The sequence below is a fragment of the Gordonia sp. BP-119 genome (assembly GCF_016924115.1).
Lineage (GTDB): Bacteria > Actinomycetota > Actinomycetes > Mycobacteriales > Mycobacteriaceae > Gordonia > Gordonia hongkongensis.
This window is the reverse complement of the sequence record NZ_JAFFZF010000010.1, coordinates 80,078-103,575: the sequence shown is the minus strand read 5'-3', so window position 1 is coordinate 103,575 and position 23,498 is coordinate 80,078. Positions and strand designations below refer to the sequence as shown.

Sequence of the window (23,498 nt, the reverse complement as noted above, 5' to 3'; positions counted from 1 at the left end):
TGCTCAGCCCCAGCTCGGAAGCCAGATCTGCTGCCGCCACAGGCCGGGCGAGATCGGGGAAGCGGTGAGGATCGGCCACAACCACACGAAGTTGGTGACGACCAGACCCACGTAGATCGCTACCACCATGATCGCGAGGGCCCGACGCTCGGGCCGGGCGCGGGCCGTCGCCGCGGCCGAACGCAGCAGGTCGCCGCAGCACAGCGCGAGGCCCATCACCAGGAACGGCGCCAGCACGGTCGCATAGAAGAAGTACATCTGCCGGTCCAGGGCGAGGAACCACGGCAGGATCCCGGCGAGGTAGCCGACCAGGACCGGCGCGTACCGCCAGTCACGCCGCACGATCCACGACCACAGTCCCCACAGCAGCATCGGCAAGGCCAACCACCAGAGAGCCGGTGACCCGATCAGCATCTGCGCGCGCACGCACTCGCCCGCCCCGCACTGGTCGGGACCGTTCTCGAGCGCGTAGAGCATGGGGCGCAGGCTCATCGGCCACGTCCACGGCTTGGACTCCCACGGATGCTGGTTGCCCGCCGAATTGGTCAGCCCCGAATGGAATTCGAGGATTCCCGACTCGTAGTACCACAGCGATCGCCAGGCGCCCGGGACCCAGGCGAACGGTCCGTCGGTACCGATCGTGTTGCCCACCTGATAGCGGTAGACGGCCGTCTCGCTGTTGAACCAGGGCAGGTAGGTCAGGAAGTAGATGACGACCGGCATCACCGCGAGGCTCGCGCCGCTCGGTACGACGTCGCGCACCAGGGTGCCCACCCAGGGGCGCTGCACGTGGTACGCCCGGCGGGCGGCGACGTCGAAGCCGATCGCCAGTGCGGTGAAGAAGATGACGTAGTAGATGCCCGACCACTTGGTGCCGCAGTTGAGCCCCAGCATCACGCCGGCGACGAACCGGTACCACCGGAAGCCGAGGCGCGGCCCGAAGGGACTGTCGGCGATGCGGCCCTCGCGGTACACGCGGTCCATACGCTCCCGGACCTGGTCGCGGTCGGCGACGAGCGCGGCGAAGGTGGCCACGATGAACAGCGTCTGGAAGATGTCGAGCATGCCCATCCGCGACTGCACGAACAGCACGCCGTCGCAGATCGCGAACACACCCGCGATCGCTCCGACGAGCGTCGAACGCGTGAGCCGACGAACCGCACAGTAGATCAACACGACGATGAGGACGCCCGAGATGGCCGGTGCGACGCGCCATCCGAGCGGTCCGTAACCGAAGACCGCCTCCGAGGCGGCCAGCATCCACTTGCCGACCGGCGGATGCACGACGAGGCCGTACGCCGGGTTGTCCTCGATCCAGTTGCCGCCGGTCAGCACCTGCCAGCCCTGCGGGACGTAGTGCTTCTCGTCGAAGACCGGTGTGCCCTTGTCGGTGGGGTGGGTCAGGGCCCAGAAGCGGGTGATGGTGGCCAGCAATGCGATGACCACGCCGACGAGGAGTCCACGCCCGCGGTCGGGGGCACCGAAGAGCGGTGCGGGCACGTCCGGGCCCAGGCGAGGTGGCACCCGATCGATCCTAGTGGTCCCTCGTAAGCTGGCTGTCGATGAACGCCGCCCAGTCCGACTCGCCCCAGCTCGACGACGATACGACCGTGTCTCGCGACGTCACCGGGGACGCCGATCCCGGTCCCGGTCACTCGTCGGACGCGCGCGGCCGGCTGGTGTTGGCGGCCACCCCGATGGGACAGGTCGACGACGCCTCGCCGCGTCTGCGCGCGGCGCTGCGGACCGCGGACATCGTCGCCGCCGAGGACACCCGTCGCGCCCGTGCGCTGGCCGCGGCGCTCGATGTCGAGATCGGCGGACGGTTGGTCAGCTATTACGACCAGGTCGAGGCCGCCCGTACGCCGGGTCTCGTCAGTGCGATCGCCGAGGGGCAGACCGTACTGCTCATCACCGACGCCGGGATGCCGTCGGTCAGCGATCCCGGATACCGCGTCGTCGTGGCATGCGCGGACGCCGGACTACCGGTCACGGCACTGCCCGGGCCGTCGGCGGTGACGACGGCCCTCGCGGTGTCGGCCTTGCCCTCCGAGCGGTTCTGTTTCGAGGGGTTCGCTCCCCGCAAGCCCGGCCCACGGGCCGCGTGGCTGCGTGAACTGGTGTCCCAGCCCCGGACCGCGGTCTTCTTCGAATCACCGCACCGGCTCGCCGACACGCTGGCGGCCGCGGCCGAGATCCTCGGTCCGGACCGTCGCGCGGCGGTGTGCCGTGAGATGACCAAGACCTACGAGGAGGTCCGGCGCGGCGGACTCGCCGAACTCGCGGAATGGGCGAGTGGGGGCGTCCGCGGCGAGATCACCGTCGTGATCGCGGGTGCCGTCGCGGCCGAACCCGACATCGACGACCTCGCCGATCGAGCCGAGGAACTCGTAGCCGGCGGCATGCGCCTCAAAGACGCCTGCGCCGCGGTCACGCAAGGTTCCGCTGCCTCTCGACGCGACGTCTACCAGCAGGTGCTCGAAAGACGTCGAGCTGATCCGGGCTGACGCGCAACTCCACCCGCGGCGCGAGGCGGTAGGGGCGGCTCGAGACGAGCGCGCCGACCACCCGGCGCAGCCGCGACAGTTCGGCGCGCACGCTCACCGTGTGGCTGTCGTCGCCGAAGAGCAGCTGGCTCAACCGCTGTGAGGTGAGGCCCTGCTCGCCGGCGTCGGCGAGCAACAGCAGGATCTGGGCGTGGCGACGGGTCAGGACGGTGCGCCACGGTTCACCGTCGCCGGTCACCGTGACCGTCGGCTCACCGTCGAGGGAGAGCTCGGCCAGGACCGGGCCGGACGGACCCGCCGGACGGACCTGCCATCCGCGGCCGAGACGTTCGACCACACAGATCCCCAGTCCCGGCACGAACTGACGCATGTCGTCCGTCGGCACCGCGACGCGCACGGGCGGGGTGCAGCCGCGTCCTTCGGCCACCCACCCGTCGTCGTCGATGAGCAGTCCCGGTCCGTGCAGGCCGGCCAACTGCGCCTGGCCGGAGAACCGGAGTTCGGCGAGCTCTCGCTGGTGGGCGAGGGTGATCTCGTGTTCGCCGAGTGCGGCCAGCGCCGAGGTGAACGCCGATGCCGCCGGCTGCATCTCCATGGCCGGGCCCGCCAGGCCGGCGATGGCGATCATGTCGCCGGTGCGGTGGTCGTGCACCGGCACCGCGGTGCAGAAGAGTCCGTGCAGCGAACTGTAGTAGTGCTCGGCGCCGAACAGCCGGGTCGGGCGCTGGAGATGAACCGCGAGGCCCACGGCCGTGGTCGCGGTGGAGTTCTCGTCCCAGCGGCTGCCCTCGACGAGGTCGAGTCGATCGGCCTCCGGGAGAACGGACGCGGAACCTCCCCGCCACAGCAGCACGCCGTCCGCGTCGAACACGCCCAGGGTCATCGACGCGTCGTCCGCGGACTGGGCGAACAGACGCTGCAGCGGCTGCACCGCGTCCCGGAGCGGGTGCGTGGCCCGGCGCGTCTCGAGTTCGTCGTCAGAGATGTGACCCGGATTGTGCGTGTCGACGGTGGACCGGTGTCGACCCGACCGGACACGACCCCATGATTCGACGACATCCCCCGGGACCTCGGCACGCGGGGTGCCGCCGGACATGAAGGCATCGTGGTCACGGCGCAGATCGCGATCGAGCACCGCGAGATCGGTGGACGACCGGATGGGCACAGTCATGGCGGAATCGTACCCAAAGCGGCACTCGATCATGCCGATCCGCGCGACCCCACGATGCTCGCGGCCTTGTCGAGGCACTCCTGCCATTCCCGAGCCGGGTCGGAGTCGATGGTGATCCCACCGCCGACACCGAGCGCGAGGGCCCCGTCGGGTGCGATCTCCACGGTCCGGATGGCGACGTTGAGGTCGAGGGCGCGGTCGGGTCCGGCCATGCCGATGGCCCCGCAGTACACGCCGCGGGCATCGGCCTCCCAGTCGTCGAGCAACTCCATCGCCCGCAGCTTCGGGGTGCCGGTGACCGACGCCGGCGGGAACGTCGCCGCGAGAACGGCGTCGTTGCCCGTGCCCGGTGCCACGATGGCCTCCACCCGCGAGACGAGGTGCCAGACGCCCGGGGCGGGCACGACCGACAGGAGCTCGGGTACCCGCACGCTGCCGGTCACCGCGATGCGTCCCAGATCATTGCGGACCAGGTCGACGATCATGATGTTCTCGGCGATGTCCTTGGCCGACGCTGCCAACGCGTCGGGGTCGGCGTGTGCGGGCAGGGTGCCCTTGATCGGCGACGACGTGATGATGTTGCCGGTCCGGCGCAGGAACGTCTCCGGCGACAGGCTCGCCACTGTTCCCCAGTCTCCTTGTAGGAAAGCGGCTTTCGCCGGTGCGGTGGCGCCCGCGAGTTCGGTGAAGAAGTCGACGGGGTCGCCGCTGAGCGTGCCGGTGAAACGGGTGCACACACAGGCCTGGTAGACCTCGCCGTCCCGGATCGCGTCGAGACACCTCTCGATGGCGGCGAGGTGCGGAACCCGCTCCGGGGCATGCCATTCCGTCGCCGACGATGGGGTGGTGGCGCTCGGCCGGGCCGAGGAACGGTCGCCGGCGGCACGGACGGTCGCCATCGCCCAGTCTGGGATGCCGGTCCCGACGCACTCCCATCGGCCGTCGCGGAGCACGAGCACGCCGTCGGTGTGCCCGCCGACGTTCGCGGGCAACGACGCCTCGTCCGGCCGCACCGGGAACCCGAGGTAGCCGAACCAGAACCGGTCGGGATCGTCGGGTGGGAGGCAGCCGGGCGTCAGTGCGACCGACGGTGCGATGACCGCGTCGGCGTCGTACCAGTCACCGATCAGCGCGGCCGGCTGCGGCAGGCGACGGGCGGCGGTCTCGGCGTGCAGGGCGCGGAGCACGTCGAGCGCAGGCGCTGCCGCGACCGGGCCGGGCAACGCAGATCCCACCCCGTTCGACGCGACCATACGGAGTGTGCGAGGTCAGTTCTCGTATCGCGGGAACACCGGAGTCGGCTTCGGCAGCACGGTTCCGGGTTCCAGCCGGCTCGCGACCGCGGTGAACTGACGATCGACGTCGGCGACGAGCAGATCGAGGATCTTGTTGGACGACTCCGGCATGACCGGCTGGCTCAGGAGTGCGACGATGCGCACGACCTCGGCGCAGACATAGAGAACCGTGCCGGTGCGCTCGAGATCGGTCTTGGCCAGCTTCCACGGTTCCTGTGCCGAGATGTACCGGTTGGTCTCGGCCAGCGTCGCCCACAAGGTCTCCAGCGCCAGGTGGATGGCCTGGTTGTCGATGTGGGCCCGCACGGCGTCGAGCAGGGAGTCGGCACGCGCGAGAAGCGCGGTGTCGACGTCGGTGAGTTCGCCCGGTGCCGGCAGGGTGCCGTCGAAGTACTTGCCGATCATCGACAAGGTGCGCTGGGTCAGGTTGCCGAACTCGTTGGCGAGGTCGGCGTTGATGCGCGACACGATCGCCTCGGCGGAGTACGAACCGTCCTGCCCGTAGGACACCTCGCGGAGGAAGAAGAACCGCACCGGGTCGAGCCCGAACTCGTCGATGAGGTTCTCCGGGTCGACGACGTTGCCGACCGATTTGCTCATCTTCTCGCCCTTGTTGAACAGGAATCCGTGTGCGAACACCCGCTTCGGCAGTTCGACGCCGGCGCTCATCAGGAACGCGGGCCAGTAGACACAGTGGAACCGGATGATGTCCTTGCCGATGATGTGCAGGTCGGCCGGCCAGAAGCGCGCGAAGGCCTCCGGGTCGTCGACGAATCCGACGCCCGTGAGGTAGTTGGTCAGGGCGTCGACCCACACGTACATGACGTGTTCGGGATGGCCGGGCACCGGGACGCCCCAGTCGAAGGTCGTGCGCGACACCGACAGATCGGTGAGACCGCCCTTGACGAAACTGATGACCTCGTTGCGCCGGACGTCGGGGCCGACGAAGTCCGGCTGGGACTCGTAGAGCTCCAGGAGTTTGTCCTGGTATGCCGAGAGGCGGAAGAAGTAGGTCTCCTCCTCGGTCCAGGTGAGCACGTGTCCGGTGTCGGTCGCGACGCGGTCGCCGGACTCGTCGACCCGGGTGTCCGCCTCGGCGTAGAAGGTCTCGTCGCGGACGTCGTACCAGCCCGAGTACTTGTCCAGGTAGATGTCGCCGCGGTCGCTCATCCGCTTCCACAGTTCCTCCGACGCCCGCTTGTGGTCCTCGTCGGAGGTGCGGATGAAGCGTTCGAAGCTGGACCCGAGGCGTTCCTGCAGGGCCTGGAATCGGTCGGAGTTCCGCTTGGCCAGTTCCGCGGTGGGGATGCCCTCCGCGGCGGCGGTCTGCTGCATCTTCTGCCCGTGGACGTCGGTGCCGGTCAGGAACCGGACGTCGAACCCGTCGAGCCGCTTGAACCGCGCGAGTGCGTCGGCGGAGATGTACTCGTAGGCGTGCCCGATGTGCGGAGCGCCGTTGGGGTAGGCGATCGCGGTGGTGATGTAGTACGGGCGTCCGCCGCCGTGGGACGCGCCGGACGGATCAGGGCTGGTCAGATCGGGTGCCATAGTGCCCAACAGACTACCGACCGCGCGCGACCGGACCCAATTCCGGTCCGGCCGATTCGGTCGGTTCACACCCACCCCTTTTCGGTGAACCCACGGCCCGGTGTGGACGTGGGTTCACCGAAATGGGGTGGGTTTGCGGCTCATGAAACCTGTCGCTCAGTCCACCGGCCGCTGGTCAAGAATCACGACCGCTGTCCTGGCGACCATGTCGTCGGCATCATGGATGTACACCTGTAGCGCCGAAGTCGATGCGGTACCGGGGATTTCGGCGAGCGCCTGCACCAGCCTCGATCGGACGGCCGCGTCCGGGTCGGCGCCCAGGCGGTCGACGAGCAGGTCGACGATCCGCTCTCGATGTGCCTCGTGGCCGGCGAGGATCTCGGCGGCCTCGACGTCCCGGTCGCCGGCTGCGATGAGCTCGACCAGTGCATCGACCGCAGCGGCGACGCCGCGACGCCCGAGGGTCAGGGCGGCGATGCGTCGGACCACGGTGTCGGGGTCGTCGAGCAGGCCGCGCAACACCGAGGCGACCTCCGGGGTCTCGTCGACGGCGGCGAGGGCGGTGACCGCTCGGCGTCGGATCGACGGGTCGGGGTCCGACGCGCCGGTGGCGAGACGCTCGACGCCGCCCGGCCGCTGCGCGAGGGCCCAGCGCAGCGCGCCGGCGACGTTGGGATCGGTCTCGGCCAGCAGCGCGTCGGCCAGCGAATCCCCGGACACGCCCACCTCCCCGGCGAGCAGTGCGGCCTGCTGACGAAGGGCCGCGAGTTCGGACTGGACCGCACGGAGCAGACCGATCACGCCCAGCACCGACGACCAGTCGGCGGCGCCCGTGGCGCGGACATGCTGCAGGCGCTCGAGGAGCTGCGCGTCGGCGGCCATCCTCGCCTTCGTGTCGTCGACGAGCCGGTCCATGAGCGAGTCCGGCGCGAACTCCGGGTCGTCGAGCGCGAGTCCCACCTCCCGCAGCGACAGTCCGAGCGAGCGGAGACTCTCGACATGCATGAGCCGCTCGAGGTCGGCGTCGGAGTATTCGCGATAACCGCCCGACGTCCGGCCCGTTGGCCGGACGAGTCCGAGCGAGTCATAGTGGCGCAGCATCCGGTTGCTCAGGCCGGTATGCCGCGCCACCTCGCCGATCAGCACCGCTATGTACCGTCCTCTGACTCGATCGTCGACGAATCCTCCGCCGCGGCATCGCTGTTCACCAACCGTGTCGCGTACTCCAACGCAGCGGCGAAGTCGCTGTCCGGGTCGTCGATCAACCGCTCGGTGGCGGCCACGTGTGCCCGTACCGTCAGATCACCGCGCTTCTTCGCGGCGGTCAATGGTCCGGCGGCAGAGCCCCCGAGCCCGGCCAGGGCACGGCTCAGACTCCGCTGTACGTCCGTGCTCCCACGACCGAGTTCGCCGGCCAGTTCGTTCGCGAGCCAGGTCTCCCGCCCGGACGGGACCAGGCCGACGGCGGTCCGCCACGCGGCGCGCGCCACCTCGTCGTCCGTGTCGTGCAGGAGCGCGACGGTGATCGACGTCCACGCCGATCGATCCCCGATCTTCGACAGGGTGTGCAGGGCCTGGGCCCGCGCCTGTGGGGACGCCGACCCCAGCTCGGTCACGAGTCCGGGAACCGTGAGATCGGCGGGCAACCGCGTGAGGGCCCAGGTCAGCATGTCCCGCACGAAGAAATCCGGCTCGACGCCGCAGCGTCGGATCAGCTCCCCGGCGTAGCCGGGATGCGGGTTGCTGCCCGCCGCCATCGCGGCCCGCAGCCTCGTCGAGGCGTCGTCGGCGGCGAGCGCCGCCAGCAGGGCAGGGTCGGACGCGTGGGTTGTCTGGTCGGTCATCGTCGACCACCTCCTTCGCCACCCATCTGAGCGCTTGACACAGTGAGAAGGTCAAGCGCTGAGATGTAGTGGTGTGTCTCGGAAATAAGCGACTGGTCTCCGGCGCTCGATCGGTGCCTGGCTGCGTTGTCGTCGGTCGAGATAGCTCCGCTATCCCTCCCTCCTCCGCCTTGCCAGACCACCGATCGCTCCACCGGACACCGGCCACCTATTTCCGAGACACACCACTAGATCTCCCGGCGATACGGTTCGCACCCCGGCGGGGCCTTCGGCGGTTCGCGGTATTCCAGCTCCGGAATGTGCATGGTCATCGGCGCGGACTCGAGCGTGAACTTCTCGCCGTGGTGCGCCAGGTCGATCGGCGGACCCGACAGCAGCCGGTATGTCGCGTTCTCCTTGTCGACGGCCACCACGATCTTCGAGTCCCGGATGATCATGCGAAAGGACATGTAGGTCAATCGTTTCGGGAGCCGCGGTGCGAACGTGATGTTCCCGCCGAAGTCGCGCATACCGCCGAAACCCGCCACGCAGTCGGTCCAGGCACCGGCGAGAGCCGCGATGTGCAGGCCACTGCTGACGTTGTTGTGCAGGTCGTGCAGGTCGGTGAACACGGACTCGGCGAGCAGGTCGTAGGCGAGATCGGGGTAACCGACCTCGGCGGCGGTGACCGCCTCGCAGCAGGCCGACAGCGACGAGTCACGAACGGTCAGTGGATAGTAGTAGTCGAAGTTGCGCAGCTTCTGCTCGGGCGTGAAGGCGTCGCCGAACAGGTAGGTCGCGAAGACCAGGTCGGCCTGCTTGACCACCTGCTTGCGGTAGAGGTCGTAGTACGGGTAGTTCAACAGCAGCGGATAGCGTCCCACCGAGGACTCGAAGTCCCAGGCGCCCAACAACGTGAACGACTCACACTGCTGGTGCACGCCGAGCGCATCGTCGAAGGGGATCGTCATGTCGTCGGCGCACGCTTCCCAGTGCGCTGCCTCGGCGGTCGTGACCCCGAATTGCTCGGCGAGATCCGGACGGCGATGCACCGCCGCCACGGCGTCGCGCAGATTCTGTTGCGCCGCCAGGTTGGTGAAGGTGTTGTTGTTCACGACGGCGGTGTACTCGTCGGGACCGGTGACCCCGTCGATGCGGAACTTGCCGTTCACATCGTGGTGCCCGAGGCCGGCGAACAGCCGGGCGGTCTCGACGAGAAGTTCGACGCCGCATTCGGTTTCGAACTGCTCGTCGTTGGTGGCCCGCAGATAGCGCGCGGTGGCGTTGGCGATGTCGGCGGAGACGTGGACGCCCGCGGTGCCCGCGGGCCAGTACCCCGAACACTCGTCGCCGTTGATCGAGCGCCACGGGAACATGGCCCCGCGTTGCCCCAGTTCGGCGGCCCGGGACTTCGCTTTGTCCATGGTGGAGTGGCGCCATCGCAATTCCTCGCCGGCGGCGGCGGGCACGGTGTAGGTGAGCATCGGGAGGATGAAACTCTCGGTGTCCCAGAAGGTGTGACCGTCGTAGCCGGGGCCGGTGAGACCCTTGGCCGGGATCGCGCGGGACTGACCGCGCGCGCCGGCCTGCAGGACATGGAACAACGCGAAGCGAACCGCCTGCTGCAGTTCCGGATCGCCGTCGAGTTCGACGTCGGCGTCGCGCCAGAAGTCCTCGAGGTACCGGACCTGGTCGGCCTTGAGCGAATCCCAACCGGTCTCCATCGCCATCGCGAGGGCCGCGTCGACCTGGGCGCGCAGCGCCGGCACCGAGCGTCGGGCCGACCAGCCGTACCCCATGTACTTGGTGAGGGTGAGACTCTTGCCCTTCGGCACGTTGGCCGCGATGGTGAGCCGGGCCAGGTCGCCGTCGGCGCGGATGAAGGTGTCGGCCTTGTCGGGGAAGTAGATCTCGTGGTCCATGCCGGCCGCCATGTGCAGGCCGGACTTCTTGGTGTGGTGGACCAGCATGCCCCAGTAGTTGCGACAGGTGGCGAGGTCGGAGACAAGCGGGGCGTCGAGTGCCGCCGCCAGGCGCGGGTCGTTGCCCGGTGCCGGAACCGGCTCGTTGGCCAGGAGATCGGACTGCAGAACGAGTTTCATGTCCTCGTCGACCGGCTCGACCTCGTACCGGATCGCGGCGATCGTGCGTTTGGTGAAGGACACGAGGCGTTCGGACTTGATGCGGACCTTTCGGCCGGTGGGTGAGGTCCACACCGTGTGACGACGCAGGGTGCCGGTCCGGAAGTCCAGCGTCCGCTCGTGCTCCTCGGTACGCCCGTACCGAAGGTCCATCGGCTCGTCCTCGACCAGCAGCCGGATGATCTTGCCGTCGGTCACGTTGACGACGGTCTGTCCGGATTCGGGATATCCGTAGCCGCTCTCGGCATAGGGCAGGCCGCGCAGCTCGTAGAAGCCGTTGAGGTACGTGCCGGGATGATCGACCGGCTCACCCTCTTCGAAGGACCCGCGTAAACCGATGTGCCCGTTGGACAGTGCGAACAGCGTCTCGGTTCGGCCCAACATGTCCAGATCGACGCCACCGCGCCACTTCAGCTGCCACGGATGGATCTCGAAGCCGAAGTCGTGGCCGTGCTCGGCGGTCATGCGGGGAGCAATTCGACGAGGTCGTTCACGACGATGTCGGCGCCGGCGGCACGCATCGCCTCGGCCTGGCCGCCGCCGACCCGGTCGATGCCGACGACGTAGCCGAAGGCTCCCGCGCTGCCGGCCGCGATGCCGGAGATGGCGTCTTCGAAGACGACCGCCGCGGCGGGCTCGACGCCCATCAGTTCGGCGCCCAGGAGGAACGAGTCGGGTGCGGGTTTGCCCTTCAGGCCTTTCGACACGATGTCGAGTCCGTCCACCCGGACCTCGACGAATTTCGACAGGTCTGCCGCATCCAGCACTGCTGCTCCGTTCTTCGAGGAGGTCACCACGGCGATCCGGAGACCGGCGTCGCGCGCCGCCTCGAGATATCGCACGGACCCCGGATAGGCCTGCCCGCCGTCCTCGGCCAGGCTGACCAGGAACATGTCGTTCTTACCGTCTCCGATCGCGGTCACGGTCTGCGCGTCGACATCGTCGATTCCGCGAGAGGCGAGGAAGGCCCGGACGCCGTCCTCACGGGGACGTCCGTCGACGTAGTCCAGATAGTCCTGATCGGTGAACTCGACGAAATCGGCGTGGTCTGCGCCGCCCGCACGGGCGGCGAGAAAGGCGTCGAACGCCTTCTTCCACGCCTTGCGGTGGAGCACCGCGGTCTCGGTGAGAACCCCGTCGAGGTCGAACAGTGCGACGGTGATCGAATCTGGCAATCCCAACACGCTTCGCCACGCTACCCGTCCCGGGCGACTCCGGCGCGATTTGCGTGGCCACCCCGGGCGTTTTCTGCCGGCCGCGGGCGCGCGATCGCACGCGTCGTCCCGGACAGCGGTTCGTCCGGCGACGCCTGCGCGCCCGAAAAGGCTTTGACCGGGCGACAACTGGAGGTGAGACGATGGTCCGATGACTCGACGATTCGCTCAGATCGATGTGTTCTCCGCTACCGAGACCGGTGGTAACCCGGTTGCCGTGGTGCTCGATGCCACCGACATCCCCGACGACCGGATGGCCGCGTTCGCGCGCTGGACGAACCTGTCGGAGACGACCTTCGTGCTGCCGCCGACCGACCCTGCCGCCGATTACCGTCTGCGCATCTTCACCCCGGACGGCGAGCTGCCGTTCGCCGGGCATCCAACCCTCGGCTCGGCACATGCCTGGCTGACGACGGGCGGCCGGCCTGCGGGGGAGGACATCGTGCAGGAGTGCGGCGTCGGCCTCGTGCGACTGCGGCGCTCTGGTGCACGGCTGGCCTTCGCGGCGCCGCCGTTGCGGCGGTCCGGACCCGTCGACGCCGCCGTCGTCACCGAGGTCGCCGCGGCGCTGCGGGTCGACACGGCCGAGGTCCGCGCGGCCGAGTGGGTCGACAACGGGCCGGAATGGATGGTGTTGCAACTCGAATCGGGCGAGCGGGTGCTCGAGGTGACCCCGGACATCCCTGCCCTCGGCGATCACAAGGTCGGATTGTTCGGGCGGTACGGCTCGGGGGACGGAGAGGTCTTCGGCGAGGTGCGCGCGTTCGTTCCGGGCATCGGGGTACCCGAGGACCCGGTGACGGGCAGTCTCAACGCCGGAATCGCCATGTGGTTGCGTGCCACCGGGCAGGCGCCGGCGTCCTACGTCGCCGCGCAAGGTGCGGCGCTCGGTCGGGCCGGCCGCATCCACGTCCACGACGACGGCGAGCACATCTGGGTCGGTGGCGACACGACGACGGTGATCGAGGGGACCGTGACGCTCTAGTGGTGTGTCTCGGAAATAAGCGACTGGTCTCCGGCGCTCGATCGGCGCCTGGCTGCGTTGTCGTCGGTCGAGATAGCTCCGCTATCCCTCCCTCCTCCGCCTTGCCAGACCACCGATCGCTCCACCGGATACCGGCCACCTATTTCCGAGACACACCACTAGCGATGTCGCGACCGCACCGGATGGTGTCGGCGCGCTGTGCCAAGGTGGGTGCCATGAGCGACGCCCCTGGCGACCCGGACAAGGGTGATCCCGAGACGAGTGGCGGCGAGACCCTGAGCAACAAGGCTGCCAAGAAGCGACGTCGACGCGAACCGCCACCGGACCCGGCGCCGCTGCCCGGCCTCGTCGACGCGCACACCCACCTCGCTGCATGCGGCGGACGCGACGCCGAGACGGTCCGCGCGATCTGCGACCACGCGCAGGGCGTCGGCGTCGGCCATGTGGTCACCGTCGCCGACGACATGGTCGATGCACGGTGGGCGGTCGCCGCCGCGGAGTGGGACGTTCGCGTCTACGCGGCGGTGGCCCTGCACCCGATGCATGCCGGCGATCTGAACGACGAGACCGCCGCCGAGCTCGAGCACATGGTGCGTCACCCGCGAGTCGTCGCGGTGGGCGAGACCGGGCTCGACTATTACTGGCCCGGAAAGTCCGACGACTGTGCGTCGCCCGAGGTGCAGCACGAGACGTTCCGCTGGCACATCGACCTCGCGAAGCGGGTCGGCAAGCCGCTGATGATCCACAACCGCGAGGCCGACCGGGATCTACTCGACGTCCTGGCCGCGGAGGGCGCCCCGGAATCCGTGATCATGCACTGCTTCTCCGGTGACCGAAATGTTGCACGCGAATGTGTCGAGCGTGGGTTCATGCTCAGTTTCGCCGGCACTGTGAGCTTCGCCAACGCCGATGAGCTCCGGGTCGCGGCCGAGTTGGTCCCCGACGACCAGATCCTCGTCGAGACCGACGCGCCGTTCCTGACCCCGCATCCCTACCGTGGCCAGCCCAATCAGTCCTATTGTCTGCCGTACACAGCCCGGGCCCTCGCGGCCGTGCGTGGCGTGGCGGACGAGGAGATGGCTCGCATCCTCGGGGCGAACGCACGGCGCGTCTTCGGCATCCCTTTGCCATAATCTGGCCGGTTCGTTATCGTACTGTGATCCAGCTGGCCGATGTGCTGATCCACTCGGCCGGCGTGGTGCCAGTGTTGCCTATCAGGATGTCGTGCCCTTGTCTTCTCTGCCCAACCCAGAGCTGCAAAACCCCGAACTGTCGAACCCGGAGCCGTCCGCTCCGACATCGTCGGGTTCGGTGTTCGCCAAGATCAACGGCTCGAAGTCGTTGCGTGTCCGCGTCGCCGTCGGCGCCGTGTGCGCCACCGTCGCGGCCGGCGGGGTCATGGGCGTCAGCATGCACAAGAACGTCGCGATCGACGTGGACGGCGACATCCGGCACGTGTCCACCATGGCGATGTCCGTCGAGAGTCTCCTCGAGTCGGAGGGGCTGGCGCCCGCCGACGGTGACAAGGTGAGCCCGGCACCCGACTCGGGCTTCGGCGACGGCCAGACCATCAAGGTCAACAAGCTCAAGGAACTCACCCTCGACATCGAGGGCAAGCGCGAGACCATCGTCACCAACGCCTCGACCGTGGACCAGTTGATGGCCGAACGCGGACTGACCCACGCCGCCGAGGAGACCGCCTTCGGCGAGGAACTGCCGGTCGACGGCGGTCAGATCGAGGTCGCGCTGCCCAAGCCGGTGAACCTCGTCGACGGACCGGCCCGCAAGCGCCCGACCGTCGCCGCGCATACCGTCAAGGATCTGCTCGAGTCGCTCGGCACCCCGCTGGGCGCCGAAGACAAGGTCACCCCGGCCGCCGACACCAAGATCACCCCGAACCTCAAGATCGTCGTCACCCGGATCAAGACCGAGGACGTCACGCTCACGGAACCGGTCGCCCCGCCGGAGGTCAAGAAAGAGGACCCGACCCTCGTCCGCGACCGCAAGGTCGTGGAGAAGAAGGGCACGCCCGGCGAGGCGCGTGTCACATACAAGGTGACCACCGTGAACGGCCGGGTCGTCAAGCGCGACAAGCTGACCAGCGAGGTGCTCAGCGAGCCCGTCGCGGCCACCGTTCGCATCGGCACCAAGCCGGGTGCGCCGTTCGTGCCGCCGGGGTCGGTGTGGGACGCGCTCGCCGCGTGCGAGGCGACCGGCAACTGGGCGATCAACACCGGCAACGGCTTCTACGGCGGCGTCCAGTTCGACCAGAACACCTGGGAACGCTGGGGCGGACTCGAGTACGCGCCGCGCGCCGACCTCGCCACCCGCGAAGAACAGATCGCCATCGCGAAGAAGACCCAGGCGGTCCAGGGCTGGGGCGCATGGCCGTCCTGCTCGTCCAAGCTGGGCCTGCGCTGATCAGCGACTCGACAGCGGGTTCACCCGACGGCGCGCCCGACGAGGCTCCGCGTCTCCTCGGGCCGGCACAGATCAGGGAGCTCGCGGCGGAGGTCGGCGTCCGGCCGACCAAGACTCTCGGACAGAACTTCGTCCACGACGCGAACACCGTGCGAAGGATCGTCGCGGCATCGGGGGTCGGGCCTGACGACACCGTCCTCGAGGTCGGGCCCGGGCTGGGCTCGCTCACCCTCGCCCTCCTCGGGACGGCGGGCAGGGTCGTCGCCATCGAGATCGATCCGGTGCTCGCGGAACGTCTTCCGGCGACGATCGCGGAGTATGCCCCGAGTCGGCAGGGCAACTTCGAAGTCATCCTCGCCGACGCGCTACAGGTGACGCGCGACGACCTGCCGGTGGTCCCCACCGCTCTGGTCGCGAACCTGCCGTACAACGTGTCGGTGCCGGTCCTGTTGCACCTGCTCGGACTCTTCCCGGAGATCACCACCGCCCTCGTGATGGTGCAGGCCGAGGTCGCCGACCGCCTCGCCGCCGGCCCGGGCAGCCGCACCTACGGGGTGCCGAGCGTCAAGGCGCGCTACCACGGTCGCGTGAGCCGGGCCGGTGCGGTGGGGCGCAACGTCTTCTGGCCCGAACCCAAGGTGGAGTCGGGTCTCGTCCGCATCGAACGAACCGACGACCACTCGACCGATCCCGTTGTGCGGCAACAGGTGTTCGCCGCGATCGACGCTGCATTCGCCCAGCGACGCAAGACGATGCGCTCGGCGCTGGCCGGCTGGGCCGGTTCGGCGGCCGAGGCCGAACGCCGGCTCCGTGAGGCCGGTATCGATCCGGGTGTGCGGGGCGAGAAGCTCGACGTCGACGACTTCGTCCGCCTCGCGCGCACGACTTGATTTCGACGCCGGGTCGCTGATCGCGGGAGACCGCGGCTCGTCGTGGGGGCGGGCGCAAAACCACTCGCCGTCGGCGGGGAGAGGCTCGTACCGTGTTGTGCATCCACAGCATCGACGACGAGGTCCGACATGGCTCCACCACAGACTCTGACGACGCCGAGGCTGCGGCTGCGCGCACCCGCCGACCGTGACATCGAACCGATCTTCCGCGCCTGCCAGGACCCGGACATCCAGCGCTTCACACTGGTCCCGGTCCCGTATACGCGGGCGCACGCCGAACGTTTCGTCCGCGACATCGCCCCGGCCGCCGGGTCGTCGGTGTGGGCGATCGAGATCCCCGGCGGTGAACTCGTCGGCACCATCGGACTGCGAACCGTCGAGAAAGGCGTTGCGTCACTGGGCTATTGGTGTGCGCCGTCGCATCGGGGCCATCGCTACCTCACCGAGGCGCTCGCCGCGGTCCTCGACCACGCCTTCGCCGACCCCGCCGACGGCGGAGCCGGGTTCGATCGCGTGATCTGGCGGGCGCTGGTCGACAACGTGGCCTCGGCGCGGCTGGCGGCGTCGGCCGGCTTCCGCTACACCGGCCGACGCCCCGAGGACGAGATCGATCAACTCCCGTCGGGTCGCCACGTCGGCGATGTGCACACCGCCGTGCTGCGAGCGGGCGAGGACCGCACCCAGCAGTCCTGGAACCTCGAGCAATCGGACTCAGTTCGACGCGGCGCGCAGTTTCTCCAGTAGCTCGGGAGCGGCGTCGCGCAGGAACGCGTCCTGGGTGTCGCCCCCGATCTGCACCAGCGCGATGTCGGTGAACCCTGCCTCCCAGAACGGTTTCACCGCCTCGACGATCTGGTCGAGGTCCGGGCCGCAGGGGATGTTGCCCGCGACGTCGTCCGGCGTGACGAACTGCGTCGCTGCGGCGAAGCCCGCGGTGGTGCGCAGGTCGGCGTTGACATCCCACCCGCCGGCGAACCACCGGAACTGATCGTGGGCGCGCTCGATCGCCTTGTCGCGGTCGGGATCCCAGCTGATGGGGATCTGCCCGATCGCGCGGGACCGCTGCCCGTCGACGGTCGGGGTCGACGAATGTTCGTTCCAGGCCTTGATGAAGTCGGCGTCGGGTTCGACGGCGATCAGGTGGTCGGCCAATGGCCCGAACGTCTCGATACCCGCATTGCCCGCCACCGCGACGCCGATCGGGACGGGCTGGTCGGGCAGATCCCAGATCCGGGCGGCGTCGACCTGGAAGAACTCGCCGCGGAAGTCGACAAGCTCACCGGTGTGCAGTTTGCGGATGATCTCGATCGCCTCGGCGAGCATGTCCTGGCGGTCGGCGACCGAGGGCCAGCCCTCGCCGACCACGTGCTCGTTCAGGTTCTCGCCCGAGCCGAGGCCGAGAGTGAAGCGACCGTCGGCGAGGATCTGCAGCGTCGCAGCCTTCTGCGCGATGATCGCCGGGTGGTAGCGGATCGTCGGGCACGTCACGTAGGTCATCAGGTCGACCCGCTCGGTCGCGTGGGCCACGGCTCCCAGGACCGTCCACGCGTACGGGGCGTGTCCCTGGGCCGAGAGCCACGGGAAGTAGTGGTCGCTCGACACCTCGAAGTCGAAGCCGGCGTCTTCGGCGCCGACGGCGTACCGCACCAGCTCTTTCGGGCCTGCCTGCTCGGTCATCAGGGTGTAGCCGAAACGTGTTGCCATGGAGGTCTCCTCTGCGAGATGGGTCGCCTCGGTGTAGCCATGAGTCATGGGTCCGAAACCCGGGACGCTCGAGACGGTGGTGCCCGGACGACGGACGTTCGACGACGGGGCGCGGTTCTCGACCCCGGAAACGAGGCGCAGATGCCAGACCGGAAAGCGGATGGGTCGATCGACACCGTGCTGCTCGATGTCGACGGTACGCTCGTCGACTCCACCTACCTCCACGCGTTGGCGTGGATGCGGGCCTTCGCTGCTCACGACCTGATCCCGCAGTGGTGGCAGGTGCACCGGGCGATCGGCATGGGTGGCGACCGGCTCGTCGGCGAGCTGCTCGGCGACGACGTGGAGGAATCGCTCGGCGACACCTTGCGCGACGAGTGGGAGGAGGCCTATCGCGACCTGCTGCCCGACGTGCGGCCCCTGCCCGGCGCTGCCGATCTGGTGCGGGGACTGCTGGACGCCGGCTACCGGGTGGCGCTCGCGTCGTCGGGCAAGTCGGAGTTCACCGACGCCGCGCTCGAGTCGATGGGATTGTCGCGGAACGACTTCGCCGCCGTGACCACCTCGGACGACGCCGATTCGTCCAAACCGGCGCCCGACATCCTGTCGGTCGCGCTCGCCGAGGCCGGCGGTGGAAAGGCTGTCGTCGTCGGCGACACCGTGTGGGACGTGGCGTCGGCGCATCGCCTGCCGGCGGAGTGCGTGGCGGTACGGTCCGGTGGTTTCGCGGAGGGTGAGTTGCGCGACGCGGGCGCGGTGCTGGTCGTCGAGCACGTCGGACAACTCGTCGACCGCGGCTGGCGCCCCTGATCGACGGCGGCTGGAGCGCCGGACCGACCGCATCGGTCGGCGCGGGGCCGACGTCGGGGCGCTAGGCTGGATCATTGTGTCGCGAACGTCGCTGTCGGTGGTGTCGGACTCCGTCACCGCGCGGGCTCCGTCGAAGGTCAATCTGCACCTCGGGGTCGGTCCGCGCCGCGAGGACGGCTACCACGACCTCGTGACCGTCTTCCAGGCGCTGTCCCTGCACGACGACATCAGGGTCGCCCGGGCCAACGAGATGAGCATCACGGTTCGTGGCGAAGGCGCCGGGTCGGTCCCGACGGACGAGTCCAACCTGGCGGTCCGGGCGGCGCTGGCACTTGCCGAGTGGGCGGACCGTCCCGGCAAGGTCGCGATCGACATCGACAAGACGATCCCGGTGGCCGGGGGCATGGCCGGTGGCAGCGCGGATGCCGCCGGGGCGCTGGTCGCACTCGCCGCCCTGTGGAAGCTCGACATCGGCCGCGACGACCTCGCCGCGATCGCGGCGGACCTGGGCAGCGACGTCCCGTTCGCGTTGCACGGCAACACCGCCCTGGGTACCGGACGCGGCGAGCGGCTGATGCAGGTCCTCTCCCGCGGTGACTTCCACTGGGTGCTCGCGCTCGCACGCGACGGACTGTCCACGCCCGCGGTGTACCGCGAACTGGATCGGCTGCGCGACAGCCGTTCCGGAGAATGCGCCACCGACGACGAGCGGGACCTCCTCCGCCGCCCCGACGAACTCATGCAGGCCCTGGCGTCCGGTGACCCGCACGCGGTGGCGCCCTTGCTGCACAACGACCTACAACCGGCGGCGCTGTCGCTGCAACCCACCCTCCGCCGGACCCTGCGTGCCGGAATCGACGCCGGAGCACTGGGCGGCATCGTGTCCGGCTCCGGTCCGACATGCGCCTTCCTGTGCGCCGACGAGACCGGCGCGGTGAACGTCGCCGCCGAACTGTCCGGCGCCGGCGTCGCCCGGTCGGTCCGCATCGCCAGCGGTCCCGCCGCCGGTACGCGCGTCCTCGGAGCCGACGTCCGCCACTGATCGCCTACGGTTGCCTGATGTCCCGCAGACCCTCCGCAGTCGTCGCCCCACTGCTCGCGGTCAGCGCAGTCGTCGCTCTACTGCTCGCGCTCTGCATCGTCACGGCCGGCCCGTCGACGGCCGCCGCACCCGCCGACGGTTTCGTCTTCACCACCTCCGAGGTTCCCGACGACGAACTCCCGTCGGCGGCCGGTTCGGGCACCCGCCTCACCTATGCGACGCGCGATCAGAACGGCCGCCCGGCGATGTCGAGCGGCGTGTACTGGGTGCCGAAGGGTACGCCGCCCGCCGGTGGCTGGCCCGTCGTGTCCTGGGCACACGGGACGGTCGGCCTGGCCGACGAGTGCGCGCCGACCCTGCACCGGCTGGGCGACGGTGTCGAGGCCCCGGTGCGCGCGGCGCTCGACGCCGGGTTCGCGGTCACGGCAACCGATTACGCGGGGCTCGGGTCGGCGGGGGAGACCGAATACCTCGGCGGTCGCGCGGCGGCTCACTCGGTGATCGACATGATCCGCGCGGCGCGGTCGGTCGACGCCTCGCTCGGATCACGCTGGGTGTCGACCGGGCACTCGCAGGGGGGCCACGCTGCGCTGCACGCGGGCCGTCTCGCCGCGGAATTCGCACCGGAACTGCCGGTCGCCGGCATCGTCGCGATCGCCCCGGTCTCGTCGCTGGAGAACCTGTTCGGTCTGTTCGGTCCCCGCGTGCCCGGCCTCGGCGCGCTCAATGTGCTGAGTGCGCCGTTCCTGTTCACCCTCGCCGGTCTCGACCACGCGAATCCAGAACTCCGCGTCGCCGATTCCCTGACGTCGGACGGCAAGCGTTTCCTCGACCGCGCGCGTGCCCGGTGCAACGGGGATCTCGTAGATGCGTTGCGGTCGGTGCCGCCGGGCTCACTCGTGGCGTCGTCGTTCACCGCGGAGCAGGACTTCCGGGACGCCCTGCGGGAGTATGCGGAGGTGCCCGTCTCCGGCTACCCGGTGAAAGTCACGCTCGCACATGGTCTTCTCGATCCCGTGCTGCCTTACCCGCTGAGTCGTTCGCTGCGGTCCGCGATGCGTGAGGCCGGCACGGATGTGGACCTCAAGACCTACGCGCGGGCCGATCACAGCGGCGTCGTCGACGAGTCGCTGCCGGACGTGCTGGCCGCGATCCGGGAGTCGTTCGGCCGTTGAGGTCGGGCCGACCGGTTCTCGCGGAGTCGATCACTCGACGCTCTCGCCGAGTTCCATCCAGCGTTCCTCGAGTTCTTCGAGTTCGGATTCCATGCTGCGGATGCTCTCCGTCTCCGCGGCAAGGCCTTGGTAGTCGGACTGATCATGGTCGGCCAGCGCGGTCCGGGCAGCATCGATCTTGCTGTGCAGCTTGTCGATCCGACGCTCGAGCGAGGCGAGCTCCTTGTTGGCCGCGCGCAGCTCGGCGCCGCTGAGGGACGAGCCCGACACGCCGCCGTTCCCCGAAGCTGTGGCGCTCGTACCGGATCCGCCCGACGTCGATCCGGAACCCGACGTCTTCGCCTGTGCCGAGCGGAGTCTCAAGAACTCGTCGACGCCGCCGGGGAGGTGGCGGAGCCCGCCGTCGAGGACGGCGAACTGCTGATCGGTGACCCGCTCCAGGAAGTACCGGTCGTGCGAGACGACGATCAGCGTGCCGGGCCACGAGTCCAGCAGGTCCTCGAGCGCGGCGAGCATGTCGGTGTCGAGGTCGTTGGTCGGCTCGTCGAGGATCAGCACGTTCGGCGCGTCGAGCAGGATGAGCAGCAACTGCAGCCGCCGCTTCTGCCCGCCCGAGAGGTCGCGGACCGGGGTCGAGAGCTGCGCGCCGTCGAAGCCGAGCCGCTCGAGCAGCTGCGACGGCGACAGTTCCTGTGCCTTCGACCCGGAGCCGAAAGTGTACGTGGTCTGCAACTGCGCGATGACCACCCGCACCGGGTCGTCGAGGTACCGGTCGAGGTCGTCGAGGCGTTGGGTCAGGGTGGCGACCTTGACCGTCTTGCCGCGTTTGACTCGGCCGCCGGTCGGTTCCACGGTTCCGGCGATGAGGCCGAGCAGCGTCGACTTGCCCGCGCCGTTGACCCCGAGGATGCCGGTGCGCTCACCGGGCGCCAGCCGCCACTCGACGCCGTCGAGGACGTTGCGGTCACCGTAGGAGACCGACACGTCGAGCAGGTCGACGACGTCCTTGCCCAGACGAGCGGCGGCCAGTGACTGCAACGCAACCGTGTCGCGGACCGGTGGGACGTCGGCGATGAGGGCATTGGCCGCGTCGATGCGGAACTTGGGCTTCGACGTCCGGGCCGGCGCGCCGCGGCGGAGCCAGGCCAGTTCCTTGCGGGCGAGATTCTGTCGTCGTGCCTCGATCGCGGCGGCCTGCCGGTCCCGTTCCACCCGTTGCAGAATGTACGCCGCGTAACCACCCTCGAAGGGTTCGACGATGCGGTCGTGGACCTCCCAGGTGACCGTGCACACCTCGTCGAGGAACCACCGGTCGTGGGTGACCACCAGCAGTCCGCCGGCGTTGGCCGGCCAGCGTCGCTTCAGGTGGTCGGCGAGCCAGGTGATGGCCTCGACGTCGAGGTGGTTGGTCGGCTCGTCGAGCGCGAGGACGTCATGCTCGCCCGCGAGGAGTCGTGCCAGCGACACGCGGCGGCGCTGACCACCCGACAACGAACTGGTGGGCGCTGTCCATTCGACGTCGCCGAGCAACCCGCCGATGACGTCGCGGACCTTCGCGTCGCCCGCCCATTCGTGTTCGGGACGGTCGCCGACGACGGCGTGCCCGACGGTCTCGTCGTCGTCGAAGACGTCGACCTGGTCCAGCACGCCGATGCGGACGCCGCCGCGGACGGTGACGCGACCGGAATCGGGTTGCATCCGTCCGGCGAGCATCGCCAGCAGGCTCGACTTACCGTCGCCGTTTCGGCCCACGATGCCGATCCGGTCGCCCTCGTTGACCCCGAGGGACACCGACTCGAAGACCTTGGTGGTCGGGTATTCGAGGCCAAGGGTTTCCGCGCCGAGTAGATGAGCCACCCGACAAACGCTAGTGGGTGACCGGTCTCGGCCTAACGGCGGATGGCCCCGTTGATCATGGCCGCGAACGCGACGGCGCCGGCCTGGTTGACGTGGAAGGGCAGCGCGATCCGATTCGACAGGGCGCTCTCGTACCAGGGGTTGATGAGGTTGCAGGCATCGTGTCCCGCCGATCCTCGGTTGGCGTCGATGAAGGTGCCGCCGACCTCGGTCGACGCCCGCCACAGCGCGCCGTTGGCACGGTTGAAGACCTCGCGCATCCACCGGGCGTCGGGGTCACTCAGCGGGACCAGCGGCCAGCACCCGGTGAACCCGATGAAGCCGCCCAGACCGACGACGATGATCTGGGCGTGCGGCGCCTTGTTCCGGATCGCGCGCAGAGCGGGGGTGACGCGGTTCTCCATGAGTTCGATCCGCCACCGGACCTCGTTCTCGAGGGCACGGTTGTGGCGGCAGCGCCGGTCGGTGAACGCCGGGGTCCGGCACTGGCCGAAGATCGCGCCCCACCGCATGTCGTTGCCGCCGATGCTCACGGTGATCAGCTGAGCGTCGCGCGGAACCAGGTGCAGCTGAATGGGTTTCGTGCCACCGCTGGTGTGCTGCGGGGCCCGGTACAGGTGTGCCGACTGCGCGCCCGCACACGAGGCGTCGATGAAGCGTCGCGGCAGGGTCGCGGCGGCGACGAGGGTGGGGTAGTTGAACGCCGACCGCTTGCATCCGCCGAAGTAGGCGGGCGTCGGGGTGTAGAAGCTGCCGGACGCACGCGAATCACCGAGAGCGACGTAGGTACCGCCGGTGTAGCGCGTCGGGGCCGCCTGCGCGGGCGCGGCCACCGCCGCCATCATCGACACCACGAACGCGGTGACCAGCACCGTCGCCAAGATCTGGACCCCGCCCCGAAACCTGCCTACCACC

Annotated in this window: 20 protein-coding genes; 9 read left to right on the top strand and 11 right to left on the bottom strand. The window is 69.2% G+C overall.

Going from position 1 to position 23,498, the window contains the following annotated elements:
* Positions 1-3: 3 nt before the first annotated feature.
* Complete coding sequence (locus JW364_RS08655; RefSeq protein ID WP_159371856.1) at positions 4-1,533, bottom strand: dolichyl-phosphate-mannose--protein mannosyltransferase; 1,530 nt, start codon at positions 1,531-1,533, stop codon at positions 4-6.
* Positions 1,534-1,562: 29 nt separating this feature from the next.
* Here JW364_RS08655 and rsmI point away from each other — a divergent pair, with 29 nt between their 5' ends.
* Positions 1,563-2,507, top strand: coding sequence for a 16S rRNA (cytidine(1402)-2'-O)-methyltransferase (gene rsmI, locus JW364_RS08650; RefSeq protein ID WP_165630315.1), 945 nt, complete (start codon positions 1,563-1,565; stop codon positions 2,505-2,507).
* Here rsmI and JW364_RS08645 read toward each other — a convergent pair.
* From JW364_RS08645 to JW364_RS08615, 7 genes are all read right to left on the bottom strand, one after another.
* Positions 2,431-3,678, bottom strand: a complete 1,248-nt coding sequence (locus tag JW364_RS08645) for a helix-turn-helix domain-containing protein (RefSeq protein WP_165630314.1) — start codon at positions 3,676-3,678, stop codon at positions 2,431-2,433. The genes rsmI and JW364_RS08645 overlap by 77 nt on opposite strands.
* A gap of 29 nt (positions 3,679-3,707) precedes the next feature.
* Positions 3,708-4,931, bottom strand: coding sequence for an aminodeoxychorismate synthase component I (locus tag JW364_RS08640; RefSeq protein WP_165630313.1), 1,224 nt, complete (start codon positions 4,929-4,931; stop codon positions 3,708-3,710).
* A 15-nt stretch (positions 4,932-4,946) separates the two neighbouring features.
* Positions 4,947-6,521: a methionine--tRNA ligase gene (gene metG, locus JW364_RS08635; RefSeq protein WP_165630312.1), complete on the bottom strand. Its 1,575-nt coding sequence runs from the start codon at positions 6,519-6,521 to the stop codon at positions 4,947-4,949.
* A 156-nt stretch (positions 6,522-6,677) separates the two neighbouring features.
* On the bottom strand, positions 6,678-7,667 hold the full coding sequence (locus JW364_RS08630; protein WP_058251453.1) for a HEAT repeat domain-containing protein: 990 nt from the start codon (positions 7,665-7,667) through the stop codon (positions 6,678-6,680).
* Between the two features lie 2 nt (positions 7,668-7,669).
* Complete coding sequence (locus tag JW364_RS08625) at positions 7,670-8,365, bottom strand: HEAT repeat domain-containing protein (RefSeq protein ID WP_205333083.1); 696 nt, start codon at positions 8,363-8,365, stop codon at positions 7,670-7,672.
* Positions 8,366-8,592: 227 nt separating this feature from the next.
* The gene (locus JW364_RS08620; RefSeq protein WP_165630310.1) at positions 8,593-10,950 is read right to left on the bottom strand and encodes a glycoside hydrolase family 65 protein; all 2,358 of its coding nucleotides are present in this window, start codon (positions 10,948-10,950) and stop codon (positions 8,593-8,595) included.
* Positions 10,947-11,669 carry an HAD family phosphatase gene (locus tag JW364_RS08615; protein ID WP_058251450.1) on the bottom strand — a complete coding sequence of 241 codons (723 nt, stop codon included), beginning with the start codon at positions 11,667-11,669 and terminating at the stop codon, positions 10,947-10,949. The genes JW364_RS08620 and JW364_RS08615 overlap by 4 nt, the downstream gene beginning before the upstream one ends.
* Positions 11,670-11,850: 181 nt before the next feature.
* On the opposite strand from JW364_RS08615, the gene JW364_RS08610 reads away from it, so the two are divergent.
* From JW364_RS08610 to JW364_RS08590, 5 genes are all read left to right on the top strand, one after another.
* On the top strand, positions 11,851-12,684 hold the full coding sequence (locus tag JW364_RS08610; protein WP_065630887.1) for a PhzF family phenazine biosynthesis protein: 834 nt from the start codon (positions 11,851-11,853) through the stop codon (positions 12,682-12,684).
* 215 nt (positions 12,685-12,899) lie between these two features.
* The gene (locus JW364_RS08605) at positions 12,900-13,817 is read left to right on the top strand and encodes a TatD family hydrolase (protein ID WP_205333084.1); all 918 of its coding nucleotides are present in this window, start codon (positions 12,900-12,902) and stop codon (positions 13,815-13,817) included.
* A gap of 136 nt (positions 13,818-13,953) precedes the next feature.
* Positions 13,954-15,105 (top strand): resuscitation-promoting factor, encoded by a 1,152-nt coding sequence (locus JW364_RS08600; protein WP_205333112.1) that lies wholly within the window; start codon positions 13,954-13,956, stop codon positions 15,103-15,105.
* Positions 15,069-15,995 carry a 16S rRNA (adenine(1518)-N(6)/adenine(1519)-N(6))-dimethyltransferase RsmA gene (rsmA, locus tag JW364_RS08595; RefSeq protein WP_205333085.1) on the top strand — a complete coding sequence of 309 codons (927 nt, stop codon included), beginning with the start codon at positions 15,069-15,071 and terminating at the stop codon, positions 15,993-15,995. The genes JW364_RS08600 and rsmA overlap by 37 nt, the downstream gene beginning before the upstream one ends.
* A gap of 129 nt (positions 15,996-16,124) precedes the next feature.
* Positions 16,125-16,739 carry a GNAT family N-acetyltransferase gene (locus JW364_RS08590; protein ID WP_165630307.1) on the top strand — a complete coding sequence of 205 codons (615 nt, stop codon included), beginning with the start codon at positions 16,125-16,127 and terminating at the stop codon, positions 16,737-16,739.
* Here JW364_RS08590 and JW364_RS08585 read toward each other — a convergent pair.
* Positions 16,707-17,699, bottom strand: a complete 993-nt coding sequence (locus tag JW364_RS08585; protein ID WP_058251659.1) for an LLM class F420-dependent oxidoreductase — start codon at positions 17,697-17,699, stop codon at positions 16,707-16,709. The genes JW364_RS08590 and JW364_RS08585 overlap by 33 nt on opposite strands.
* A 141-nt stretch (positions 17,700-17,840) precedes the next feature.
* Between JW364_RS08585 and JW364_RS08580 the strand changes: the two genes are divergently transcribed.
* The 3 genes from JW364_RS08580 (at position 17,841) to JW364_RS08570 (ending at position 20,726) form a co-directional block, all read left to right on the top strand.
* Positions 17,841-18,509 carry an HAD family hydrolase gene (locus JW364_RS08580; protein WP_159370389.1) on the top strand — a complete coding sequence of 223 codons (669 nt, stop codon included), beginning with the start codon at positions 17,841-17,843 and terminating at the stop codon, positions 18,507-18,509.
* Between the two features lie 76 nt (positions 18,510-18,585).
* The gene (locus JW364_RS08575) at positions 18,586-19,551 is read left to right on the top strand and encodes a 4-(cytidine 5'-diphospho)-2-C-methyl-D-erythritol kinase (protein ID WP_165630306.1); all 966 of its coding nucleotides are present in this window, start codon (positions 18,586-18,588) and stop codon (positions 19,549-19,551) included.
* Between the two features lie 17 nt (positions 19,552-19,568).
* Positions 19,569-20,726, top strand: a complete 1,158-nt coding sequence (locus tag JW364_RS08570; RefSeq protein WP_165630305.1) for a lipase family protein — start codon at positions 19,569-19,571, stop codon at positions 20,724-20,726.
* Positions 20,727-20,756: 30 nt separating this feature from the next.
* Here JW364_RS08570 and JW364_RS08565 read toward each other — a convergent pair whose 3' ends face one another.
* Both JW364_RS08565 and JW364_RS08560 read right to left on the bottom strand, forming a co-directional pair.
* Complete coding sequence (locus JW364_RS08565) at positions 20,757-22,583, bottom strand: ABC-F family ATP-binding cassette domain-containing protein (protein ID WP_165630304.1); 1,827 nt, start codon at positions 22,581-22,583, stop codon at positions 20,757-20,759.
* A gap of 32 nt (positions 22,584-22,615) precedes the next feature.
* Complete coding sequence (locus JW364_RS08560) at positions 22,616-23,428, bottom strand: SGNH/GDSL hydrolase family protein (protein WP_240198849.1); 813 nt, start codon at positions 23,426-23,428, stop codon at positions 22,616-22,618.
* Between the last annotated feature and the right edge of the window lie 70 nt (positions 23,429-23,498).